General features: G+C 51.8%; 10 protein-coding genes and 1 pseudogene. All 11 read right to left on the bottom strand.

Features of this window, described 5'->3' with window-relative positions:
• Window positions 1–504 (bottom strand): MotA/TolQ/ExbB proton channel family protein (locus B2Z72_RS11505; protein WP_297004851.1); only part of this gene is annotated, 504 nt, incomplete at its 3' end.
• A gap of 87 nt (window positions 505–591) precedes the next feature.
• Window positions 592–927 carry a hypothetical protein gene (locus B2Z72_RS11500; RefSeq protein ID WP_296983608.1) on the bottom strand — a complete coding sequence of 112 codons (336 nt, stop codon included), beginning with the start codon at window positions 925–927 and terminating at the stop codon, window positions 592–594.
• Window positions 924–1,559 (bottom strand): tetratricopeptide repeat protein, encoded by a 636-nt coding sequence (locus B2Z72_RS11495; protein ID WP_296983606.1) that lies wholly within the window; start codon window positions 1,557–1,559, stop codon window positions 924–926. The genes B2Z72_RS11500 and B2Z72_RS11495 overlap by 4 nt, the downstream gene beginning before the upstream one ends.
• On the bottom strand, window positions 1,540–4,380 hold the full coding sequence (locus B2Z72_RS11490; RefSeq protein WP_296983605.1) for a tetratricopeptide repeat protein: 2,841 nt from the start codon (window positions 4,378–4,380) through the stop codon (window positions 1,540–1,542). The genes B2Z72_RS11495 and B2Z72_RS11490 overlap by 20 nt, the downstream gene beginning before the upstream one ends.
• A 22-nt stretch (window positions 4,381–4,402) precedes the next feature.
• Window positions 4,403–6,388, bottom strand: coding sequence for a tetratricopeptide repeat protein (locus tag B2Z72_RS11485; RefSeq protein WP_296983604.1), 1,986 nt, complete (start codon window positions 6,386–6,388; stop codon window positions 4,403–4,405).
• Window positions 6,389–6,484: 96 nt separating this feature from the next.
• Window positions 6,485–6,997 (bottom strand): hypothetical protein, encoded by a 513-nt coding sequence (locus B2Z72_RS11480; protein WP_296983602.1) that lies wholly within the window; start codon window positions 6,995–6,997, stop codon window positions 6,485–6,487.
• 12 nt (window positions 6,998–7,009) lie between these two features.
• Window positions 7,010–7,507: a hypothetical protein gene (locus B2Z72_RS11475; protein WP_296983600.1), complete on the bottom strand. Its 498-nt coding sequence runs from the start codon at window positions 7,505–7,507 to the stop codon at window positions 7,010–7,012.
• Window positions 7,477–8,085 carry a hypothetical protein gene (locus tag B2Z72_RS11470; protein WP_296983599.1) on the bottom strand — a complete coding sequence of 203 codons (609 nt, stop codon included), beginning with the start codon at window positions 8,083–8,085 and terminating at the stop codon, window positions 7,477–7,479. Before B2Z72_RS11470 ends, B2Z72_RS11475 begins: the two co-directional genes overlap by 31 nt.
• Entirely contained in the window at window positions 8,082–8,726 is a 645-nt protein-coding gene (locus B2Z72_RS11465; RefSeq protein ID WP_296983598.1) for an SH3 domain-containing protein, read from the bottom strand. Before B2Z72_RS11465 ends, B2Z72_RS11470 begins: the two co-directional genes overlap by 4 nt.
• Before the next feature lie 215 nt (window positions 8,727–8,941).
• A complete protein-coding gene (locus B2Z72_RS11460; protein ID WP_296983597.1) occupies window positions 8,942–10,123 on the bottom strand; it encodes a vWA domain-containing protein in 1,182 nt (393 codons plus the stop codon).
• A 4-nt stretch (window positions 10,124–10,127) separates the two neighbouring features.
• Window positions 10,128–10,287, bottom strand: a pseudogene (locus B2Z72_RS11455) (ATP-binding protein); the annotation flags it as partial.

The raw sequence follows: 10,287 nt of genomic DNA, 5'->3' as shown, positions 1-10,287 counted from the left end.
CAGACCGAAGGCTGTGGTGTTCATGGCCACAGAAATACTTTGAGACAGCAGCGCTGCTTTTTCAGCGGGTGCGGCATTGGCAACCGCGGTAAAGGCGGCGATAAGACCCATAATGGTACCCAGCAGGCCCATCAGGGTTGCGATGTTTGCCAGAGTAGCAACGTACTGGGTACGTTTTTCCAGCTGTGGAATGGCTTCCATCAGACCTTCTTCCAGCGCGTACTCAATTTCTTCGCGACGCTGGCTGCCAGGAATGCGGGCAATGGCTGCAGAAAAAATATTGCCGATTTTAGTTCCGGATGTATTGGCGTAATTCAGGGCGTTGCGCAGATCGCGTTTCTGCAGCATTGGCAGCATATCTTCAAACGCTTTGCGGTTGCTGCTTTTTTCTTTCATCAGGAACAGCAGTCGCTCTACCGCAATGGCCAGACCAATGGCCATAACGATGGCGATGGGATACATAAATGCACCGCCTTCCTGAAAAAAACGAATAATTGAATCCATAGTTACTTCCCCTGAATATCATTTCCGGCAGCCATGTATGCCACCTTATTGGTTATATAAACAGCCTTAAGACTGCCTGTTAAACGATTACTGATCAGTTGCCCGCTGATCTGATGTCTGTTCATTTAATGCCCCGGCCTCCGGCTCTTTCGCCAGGTAGCGTCCGGCATAACGCATTTCGCGGTTTAACCGGTCGCGGTCGGTGGGTTGCAACCACTGGTCCCGGTAACTGCTGATCGGCTGATACAGTCGTCCCGTACCCGGCGGCGCACTCCACGGCATAATATACATAACATTCGGTTCCTGGCTGTTACCCTGAATGGATATACCTTCCAGACGAATAACGTCTTCAGCCTGCACGGCAGAAATAAAAAATGCCCACAGCAGAATTGGCAGACGGCAGATTGTCTTAAATCGACTCATGAATCATCCCCCGCCATCTGCTCCGCATTACGCCGCTCAAGATCTGTAATCCACATCGCCAGTGTTTCATCTGTCTGTGACATTAATGCGGCCGCCTGCTGGTAATGCTCCAGCGCTTTAGCCAGATCCTGCATATAAAGGTCGTAAAGAATGCCCAGGTTGTAATGCACGTCGGCATCGCCCGGTGCACATTGTAAGGCACTCAGATAGGTTTCTTCAGACTTTTTAAAGTGCCCGGCCTCACGCTCTGCCAAAGCTTTCATTTTCAGCGCAGGACAAAAACTGCTGTCGATGGACAGCGCCTGATCGAAACTCTTTACGCTGTCTTCGTAAGCCTGATTATTAAACTGAGCAATACCCAGATTGCTCCAGCAGCCGGGGAACTGACGGTACTCTTCTGCCAGCCCCTGCCAGTGCACCAGAGCTTCGTCATATTTCTTATCCTGCAAAAGTTCCAGCCCCTGCTGATAAGCTGCCGTTAATGCTTCCGGGATTGGCTGTTCTTCAGGCGCGGCGGTATCTGCTACCTGTGGCTTTGGCTGGGAAATACTGCAGCCCTGCAACAGCAGAACGACCACTGCTGCCAATAAAATAAGCCCGTGACTCAGCTGCTCAGCGAATCTGTTCAACATAGCTCACTGCCTTTTCGTGTTTGTCGTATTGTCCGGGCATCAGTATTCCCAGTGACTCATAACTGTGACGAATCCATTGATCGTACAGGCCGTCATAAGTACGGCCAGCGTTGGTCTGATGAACCTGAATGGCGGCTTCTTGCAGTGGGAATGCCTGATCTTCAAGCAGAAACTCGTATTCTTCCAGTTCCACTTCATCCAGACCACCTGGGCGCTCAGAATCCATCAGGCCGCGGGCCAGTTGGCGATACAGCTCGCCAATACGGTAAGTAGACGATGTAGTGTATTCCTGCACGCCGGTTTTTACCGACTGGGTGTAACGCTTCAACGCTTTTTGCATCACCGCATTTTTGGCTGTGATGCTTTTATCCAACGGCAGCGTCAGAGCAATCTGTTCGTACTTTTTACGCTCAAATTCGCCCAGCTCGTAAGCCGCACCAGCTGCGAGATAACGTGACCGGTCGGTTTGATCTTTACCGGCTTTATTATTCAGAGTGATGATCTGATCCAGCCAGTAACGACGCTTTTCTTCATCACCCTGAGCTGCGTAAATCTGATCCAGTTTGTAGTGCGCTTCGATAGCCGCATCAAACGGGCGCTTGTAGGAATGCGCATAACGCTTGTACATCACGATGGCGTTATCGGTATCACCGGCTTTTTCAAAATATTCCGCCGACTGGAAACAGGCAATCCGCTGCTGCTCCGCATCGTCACCGTTCTTCCAGATACGCTGCAGCTCAAATGCCGCAGAGCGCCATTCGCCTTTTTCTTCGTAAGCGACGATCAGCTTAGATGGAATATCTTTGCTTAATTTATGCTCAGGATATTGCTGACGGAATGCCTGCAATACATCGATTGCCTGATCGTAATCCTTCAGCTGCATCAGAATATTTGCCGAGTCATATTCAGCAATAATGCGGGTATCGCTTTCCGGAATTACGTCGGCAATGCGACGCCAGTGATATACGGCATTTTCCAGATCGCCCTGCTGCTGTGCGATTTCACCCTGCTTATAAATACTGGCAGCCACTTTTTCACGCAGATCTTTGCGCTGTTTGCGGCTAATGTCTTTATAGCTTTGTGCATCCAGTAAAGCCTGCTCAGCTTCTGCGTAATAACCGGCTTCAAAGGCAGAATGGCCACGAACCAAAGCAGCACCATACTGATAACGCGGTGACAGATCATCCTGATACTGAACAGCAAGTCGCGAGGTTCTTAACGCCTGAGAATAATAGCCGTTCTTCAGCAACATCTCGCCAGTATTCACCAGTACCGTACCGGCGCGCTCATCCTGAGGAAATTCCTGCACAAAACGCATGGCGCTGGCAACCGTACCCTGCCGCCAGCTGTCCTGCTCCTGCGCAGTTGGCTTATATTTATTAAACGACAGAATCGCCGCATAGCCAGCTTCCGCTGCTTTTTCATACTGCGGATACTGGTAGGCCACAATTTCGTAATGATCCTTCGCCAGGGGATAATCCTGTAACTGGAAGGCAACTTCCGCCAACAGGAAATGCGCCTTTACGGTATCATCCGCATGCGGGAAGCTGCGGATATATTCCGCATACCATTTCTCTGCCTCAAGCAGCCGTTCACGCTTATCTTTGCTGTTGTCGGCGCCTTGGCCCCACGCGTGCCAGAAGCCAGCAAGATCCCAGATATATTCCGATAAAGATGGACGCAATCTTTGCTGAACAGCATCGTTATGTCTCAACCAGTATTCTGAACCAACGCCAAACATGCCGATATAAAGGGTTTTGTGTTTACGCACCAGATTGGCATAACCCGCCGTTTTATAACCGTCAATCAGGCGCTCGTAATAAGTAGGCGCCAGGATGCTGTCCGGATACCGCAATACAAATGCACGCAGGGTTGAGGCACCACTTTTGTAATAATTTTTTTCGTAGTAGTAACTGGCCAGACGATCATACAGAAGATATTCGTAATGGCGCTGACCGTGCTCATCGTAGAAGGCAGCAATCTGCTGCCAATCACCCAGTTCGTCGAACATAATCGCCATAATACGCACAACATCATTGAGCATATTCAGGCTGCCACCACTGGCCTGCTGCAGACTGTCGGCGTCCGGATATTCCTCGTCAAGCAAAGCCGTAAAAGCCAGCAGACTGTCCTGCAGACGATCCTGTTTAAATATGCTCCAGCCGTGCAGATAACGCGCACTGACGTAATAGCTGTTGCCGTCAGCGCCGAAGTCGATCAGACGCTGATAAGCCTCTTCTGCTGCTTCATAGTCACCGGCCGCATAGAGCATCTGCCCGAGGCGAAATTCGCTTTCGAGATAATATTCTGAGCGCGGATATTCTTCGGTCAACTGCTCCAGCGTAGCAATGGCGAGATAGGGTTTACCGGCGATACTGTAGGCTTTTGCCAGCTGATAGAGCATGGCATCGTTATCATCACGATCGGGATGCGCTTTTAACAGTGCTTCGTAATCCCTGATGGATGCCATTGCCACGCGTTGCTCGGACATAGTCCCAGCCACATCACTTCCATCAGCAACCAGCACAGCGCCATTATCCAGCGCCAGTTCTTCCGATTGTAATTTCAGATTCGCCATCCGGTGAGAGACACGTACGCGCATTTCTGCATCGCCGGCCACATCAAGGTACGCCTGATATTTTTCCAGCACCTGCTGATGATCTGTTTTCAGCGGCTCATCAGGCTGCAGACGTATCCGCACATCGTCAATGGATTCCAGTGTGCCTGCGGTATTTTCCTGCAGTGATACCAGGCTACATCCGGTAACAACGACCGCTGCTGCGATCAGCGCAAGCGACCTAGAAAAAGTATTAACAGACAAACATAAAGTCGGTATAAGGCGTTTATTCACCAGCCACCTCCCCGTGATTGTCTGATGCTGCAGCACTGGTATCGGCTGCGTCATCCGTGTCGGTTTCTGCATTCTGGTCTTTTGCAGGAACGTCTTCCGTCACTGCGTCCGGATCGGCCTCATCGGCTGCGGTAAGGCTCTGCTGCAACGCATCATCATAAAGACGGGCGATGGATAAACGCGCCTGACCCTGATAATCGGTGATTCTCTGCTGCAGCGACGACAGGTAGTCTTCCGTCATATTTGCCGTTAACTGCAGAGTCTGCTCCAGCCGCTCATCAGTGCGCTGCAACAAATCCTGAATACGTAGCTGAGCTGCTGCGATACGCTGCGGAAATCCCTGCCAGGAACTGTCCGCCCAGACCAGCGCTTCACGGGCGTGATTGAGTTGCGTCAATAACGCCATACTCTCAGTCTGCAATTGCCAGTAGGACTGGTTTACGTCCCAGCGACGCTGAGGGGTATTTTCGTAAATTTCCCACAATTGCAGCCCGCGCGCGCGGCGCCAGCGTTCAGCATACTGGTCAACATTACGGGTTGGCGTGGCTAACTGCTGCAGCCCACGAATGCGGGGCACGACATTCTGCAGACGCTCAACATTGGCTTTATCTTCTTCCGACGCGTAGGCAAATATTTTGCTGTCTTCTTCTGCAAGCTGAGCGCTCAGCGCAAGTATTCGTTGTGTCAGCGCCTGCTGTTGTTGCTGCATCGCCTGCAGCCGTGCCGGACCATTAGTCTGAACAAGAACATCCTGACGGCGTTTAATGGTATCAGCCCACAGCGTCATATTTTCCTGCTGCTGCAGCAAGGCATTGTGCATAGCATGTAAATCATGCAGCTGTGAGATCAGTGCCACGAACTGAGGATTATCCAGCAGCCCCTGAACGATAGCTGAGAGTTCTCCGTCCGGCATATCAGTGGTAACGGTACGCTGCCAGCCCCAGTTTTCATCCTGCTGCAGCAACCAGGTATTGAGCCAGTCACGAACTGCTGCAGAACTACCCTGCTCACTCAGGCGGGTAAGCATTTCCTGCAGACGCAGTTCAGTGGCTTCATAAGCCTGCAGTGACTGTGTCCTGGCATCCAGCAATTCCAGTGCATGGGGTACTGCCAGCAGAGATTCCATGACTGCCGGATGAAACGGCTGATAATTATCCTGCAGCAAACGCCACGGCTGCATTGCGCGCTGATAATTCTGCTGCTCAGCCAACGCCCAGCCATACTGCAATAAGCTCGGCGCGGTAAAAATACTGTCCAGACTGATACGCTTCAGATGATCCGTAGCCTGCTTGGTTTTACCCGCATTCAGTGCATTAATGCCCCCCACCAGATAAATTCGGTCACGTAAATTGTGCGCTTCTCCGGTGTCGGGTAAATAATAAACAGCCTCTTCAACCAGAGACTCAATGGCAGGGCCGGGCGTATAAAGACGGATATGAGCAATAATCAGGTTGTAGCGTGCTAATCCCGTCCAGATACTGCGGGCGGGCATCTTTTGCAGCTGTTTTTCTGCTTCTTTTACTTTGTCCTGCGCGGCCAGACTGCTGACCAAAAGGAATTTGGCTTCATCAAGATAATCCGCCGCAAGCGGTCCGGAATAAATTGCCAGAAATGCATCATTATTTACCCAGGACAAGGCTTTTGCGGCGCTATCTCCCGCCGCCTGCCACTGACTGTTCAGCCAGAAAGCGCGCGCCAGATAAAACCAGGCATTAGCCGTCGCCTTACCTGCACCAGCAGAAGCGAACAGGCGCTGCGCGTCTTCCGTTAACCCCAGCGATAACAATACCGCCGCATGCATCAGCCGCAGTTCATTGTCGTTTTCTGACGCTGGGTCAACAGCTTGCAACTGCGCCAGCGTGTTCAGTGCGCTCTGATATTCACTGTTATAGTAATGGTAATAAAAAGCCCCGCGCTTCAGGCGGACCTGCGCAGACTGATAGTCTGTGGTGAGATTAACCACTGCAATATCAGACACGTCCTTTGCTGCCGATGCGCTGGCGCACCAGCCAGCCGACAGTAACAGTGATGCAATAACAAGCCGGATTAAAACAGACAAACAATATTCTCCGGATTACCAGAAGCGCAGCGATGCACGGGCACTTTGCAGACTACTGTCATCTGCCACAACGATTTCCAGCAACAGCGGTTTGTCCTTTTTTTCCACTTCCCTTTCAACGATCAGCTCTCTTGGCTGACCTGCCGCGTCTTTGCCACGGACAACCGCTTTCACTGTGTGTTTACCCGGACCGAGATTCACCTCAGCAAGAGGCTGCACCGCCCCCATTTTCAGCGCGTCAATCTGGCGTTCCGTGTAAATATGCTGAACGGTTTTCATGCCTTCAGCGGTTACTTCCACCGACAGAGGGTCAAAGTAGTGGCCGTTATTAAGTGAAAAATATAATTCAGCCCGCATAACCGAAGGGCTCAATAATGATTCCTCCAGTTCATACAGGTCCTTGTTCAATTCCAGTACGGAACGCTTAACATCCGAAATATCTGCCGCCATTGCCGCGTCGTCAGCTGCGAAAGCTGACTGTGCCAGAGCGTGAGTCAGCATAATTGCTGTTAAAACCCGATATTTCATAAGTACCTCAACTCAAGGTTTCTGCCTGGCGTTCTGCGCCATCCAGTCTGCTAATGTTTTTTCAGTTTCGCGGTAATTATCGGTCAATCTGCCAATAATCAGTTTATCGAGCTCACCGGCGGCGTTAATCAGCATCACAGCGGGCCTGGATTCAAATTGCCAGCCAGTGCGCCAGTCAGGATCGGCCTTCAGCACCGGAATGCGCATCGTGGGTGGTAAGTCCTGACCGTCCGGCGTCCACACCACCCAGCTCACCAACCCCTTTCCCTGATACCCCAGAGCAAGGTTCTGATAACGCACCAGCTGTTCTTCGCAACGGTCACAGTCGTCCGTCCAGATCAACATAACGGGATGACCGATCTGCTCTGCCAGACGCTGCCCGGGCAGGTTATTAAATGCCGATGGCCAGCTGAAATCGTTCAGTTTCTGTCCCGGTGCCAGCAGACTGTCGTCGGCAAATGAACAGGCACTCAGGGCACTCAGAAATAGGAGCCGAAATATAACGCCCATTGCGCTCCCCTGTTCATGCCAAGGTCTTCCAGTCGTTTATCATCGCTTTGATAAATGCGCCAGCCTGCGGCCACCCAGAAATCCGGATCGACAATCTGCCACGACAAACCTAATGCGGAATAGCGGCCGTCTGTGTCGCCGGTTGATTGTTCACCCAGATACACCTCTGCAGCTAACTGCCAGGGAAACGCCTGTGTGCCATTGAAACCTGCAGAACCCTGCATAAAGGTATAACCCAGACCATAAGCCAGCAGATTCGAGCTTTCGTCTTCTTCCAGTTCAATACTGTTATCATCACTGACGGCATCATTACTCAGAGGAGAATGCTGATATTCCCCCAGCAGATACCAGCGTTCACCTGCAAACCAGCGGGCTGTCAGGTTGTAGGTAAGGGATGCTTCCAGATGATCTCGCGACTGATAGCCCAGACCAAAGCCCCAGGCGCCGCGTCGTTTTTCATAGGATTCCTGCGCAGAAATACCGGCGCGCTTAACTTCCGGGGCGTAAATATCGGTCGTTTCAGCGAAGGAATACACACTGCCAAGCAACAGCAGTGAGCTGATCAGAAAACGGCTCATAAATTAAAATTCCAGATTAACGCGGCGGAAGGATGACCGCCGTTTTTCGCATCAAAGGCCTGCTGATATTGCAGCCGCAGGCGGATGTCGAGCAGGCGATCGGCGCGCCAGGCGAGATCGGTCGAGAAGCTGGTCAAACCACTACTGACTTCAGTGTTGTCGTCATCCCAATAATCAGAATCACTGTTGGCTTTGCCTGTGCCAATGCCGGCAAAACCAAACCAGCGGAAATGTTCACCGAAACTCAGTTGCTTCTCTGCCCCCAGAGTCCAGAGCTGAACCTGCTCTTCACCATTATTCTGCCGCTCATAGCGCAGGGCGATCCGGGTATCAGTGTTAACCGGAGCGGAAATTCCCAGCACGAGCATTGAGGCCGTACTGGCGCCGGCCTCAATCTGCAGCGGACCTGGACGTTCTGAATTACTCAGCGACCATACCTGGGCTTCACTGCGCCCGGCACCGGCTTCCAGTTGCGCCACAGGAATCCAGCCTTCGAAACGCGCGCTGCGTACCAGCACCCAGCCGGTCTGACTGGCGACGACAGTAATATTCTCGGACGATGAGATTTCGGAGATAACAGGAAACGCTGACCCTGGGCCTTTACGCAGATACAGTAATCCTTCCTGTGAACGAACGGGCACAGAGAGCAAACTGATTGTGATGACTATGGCAAGCATGCGCAGCGCTTTGAACACGCACAGCTGTGCTGCTATTGCCGGCAAGCCGGCATTCCCCAGGACCAACATGGGTCTGACGCCCTATTTACATTTTAGTTATCGGGCATCCATGCCGTTTTATCGGTACATTATCCTGTCAAAGCTACCGATACTTCATTTGGCATTAACATGCCATTCGGTTATTTACTGAGTTCACGCATGGCGGTTTCCAGCCCCTGCAGTGTCAACGGATACATATGATCGTCAACAATGGTCCGGATCATCCCCAATGATCCGCCCTGCCCCCAGTAGGATTCCGGTGCCGGATTCAGCCACACAAGCTTATCGTAGTGATCCGCCATGCGTTGCATCCACACACCACCGGGCTCTTCATTCCAGTGTTCAACACTACCACCAACGTGGCTGACTTCATAAGGCGCCATCATAGCATCACCGACAAAGATTACTTTGTAATCCGGGCCGTATTTGCGCAGGATATCCCAGGTATCCGTGCGCTCATTCATGCGCCGTATGTTGTTTTTCCACACGGACTCGTAAAGGCAATTATGGAAGTAGAATGTTTCCATATGCTTAAATTCGGTCCGCGCAGCGGAGAACAGCTCCTCACACACCCGTACGTGGGGGTCCATTGAGCCGCCGATATCGAAAAACAGCAGCACTTTAACGGCATTATGGCGCTCTGGCACCATCTTAATGTCAAGAAAACCTGCATTTCTTGCCGTCGAGCTGATGGTGTCGTCCATATCCAGCTCTTCTACAGCCCCCTGACGGGCAAACTTGCGCAGGCGACGCAGGGCTACTTTGACGTTACGGATACCCAGCTCAATGCTGTCATCAAGGTCTTTGTAGTTGCGCTGATCCCAGACTTTCACCGCCTTCTTATGCCGTGAACGGCCCTGCTCGATGCGGATGCCTTCCGGGTTATAACCGTTGGCACCGAAGGCAGAGGTACCACCGGTACCAATCATTTTGTTGCCGCCCTGGTGGCGTTTCTTCTGCTCTTCCAGGCGCTTTTTAAATTCGTCCAACACCTTGTCCAGACCGCCCATGGACTCAATTTTGGCCATCTGTTCTTCGGACAGCAGACGCTCAAATTCTTTGCGCATCCAATCTTCCGGGATATTGGCTTCCGCCATAAAGTCCGGCAGATCATCCAGTCCGCGAAAATAGGCGCCAAACGCTTTATCGAATTTATCGTAATGTTTCTCATCTTTAACCAGGCAAAGACGCGCCAGCGCATAAAACTCTTCGAGGTTGGCGAAAGCCAGATGCGCTTTAACCGCAGCAACGAGGTCCAGATACTCACGGACTGAGCACGGCACCTTCGCCCGGCGGACAGTCTGAAAAAAATCGATCAGCATAGGATTAACCTTTGCGACGGCTCATAAAGGCGAGTTTTTCCAGTAACTGCACATCCTGCTCATTCTTCAGCAACGCACCGTAAAGTGGTGGAATGGCCTTGGTAGTATCGGTATTGCGCAGTGCTTCTGGACCGATATCGTCCGCCATCAGCAGCTTCAGCCAG

It is taken from the genome of Thalassolituus sp. UBA6592, assembly GCF_002433655.1.
Lineage (GTDB): Bacteria > Pseudomonadota > Gammaproteobacteria > Pseudomonadales > Oceanobacteraceae > Venatoribacter.
This window is presented reverse-complemented; position numbering and strand designations above follow the sequence as displayed.

What these genes read in the sequence shown, in the direction of transcription:
- B2Z72_RS11460 (WP_296983597.1), bottom strand. Translation starts at nt 10,123, where the DNA reads ATGCTGATCGATTTTTTTCAGACTGTCCGCCGGGCGAAGGTGCCGTGC.
- B2Z72_RS11500 (WP_296983608.1), bottom strand. Translation starts at nt 927, where the DNA reads ATGAGTCGATTTAAGACAATCTGCCGTCTGCCAATTCTGCTGTGGGCA.
- B2Z72_RS11495 (WP_296983606.1), bottom strand. Translation starts at nt 1,559, where the DNA reads ATGTTGAACAGATTCGCTGAGCAGCTGAGTCACGGGCTTATTTTATTG.
- B2Z72_RS11480 (WP_296983602.1), bottom strand. Translation starts at nt 6,997, where the DNA reads ATGAAATATCGGGTTTTAACAGCAATTATGCTGACTCACGCTCTGGCA.
- B2Z72_RS11475 (WP_296983600.1), bottom strand. Translation starts at nt 7,507, where the DNA reads ATGGGCGTTATATTTCGGCTCCTATTTCTGAGTGCCCTGAGTGCCTGT.
- B2Z72_RS11470 (WP_296983599.1), bottom strand. Translation starts at nt 8,085, where the DNA reads ATGAGCCGTTTTCTGATCAGCTCACTGCTGTTGCTTGGCAGTGTGTAT.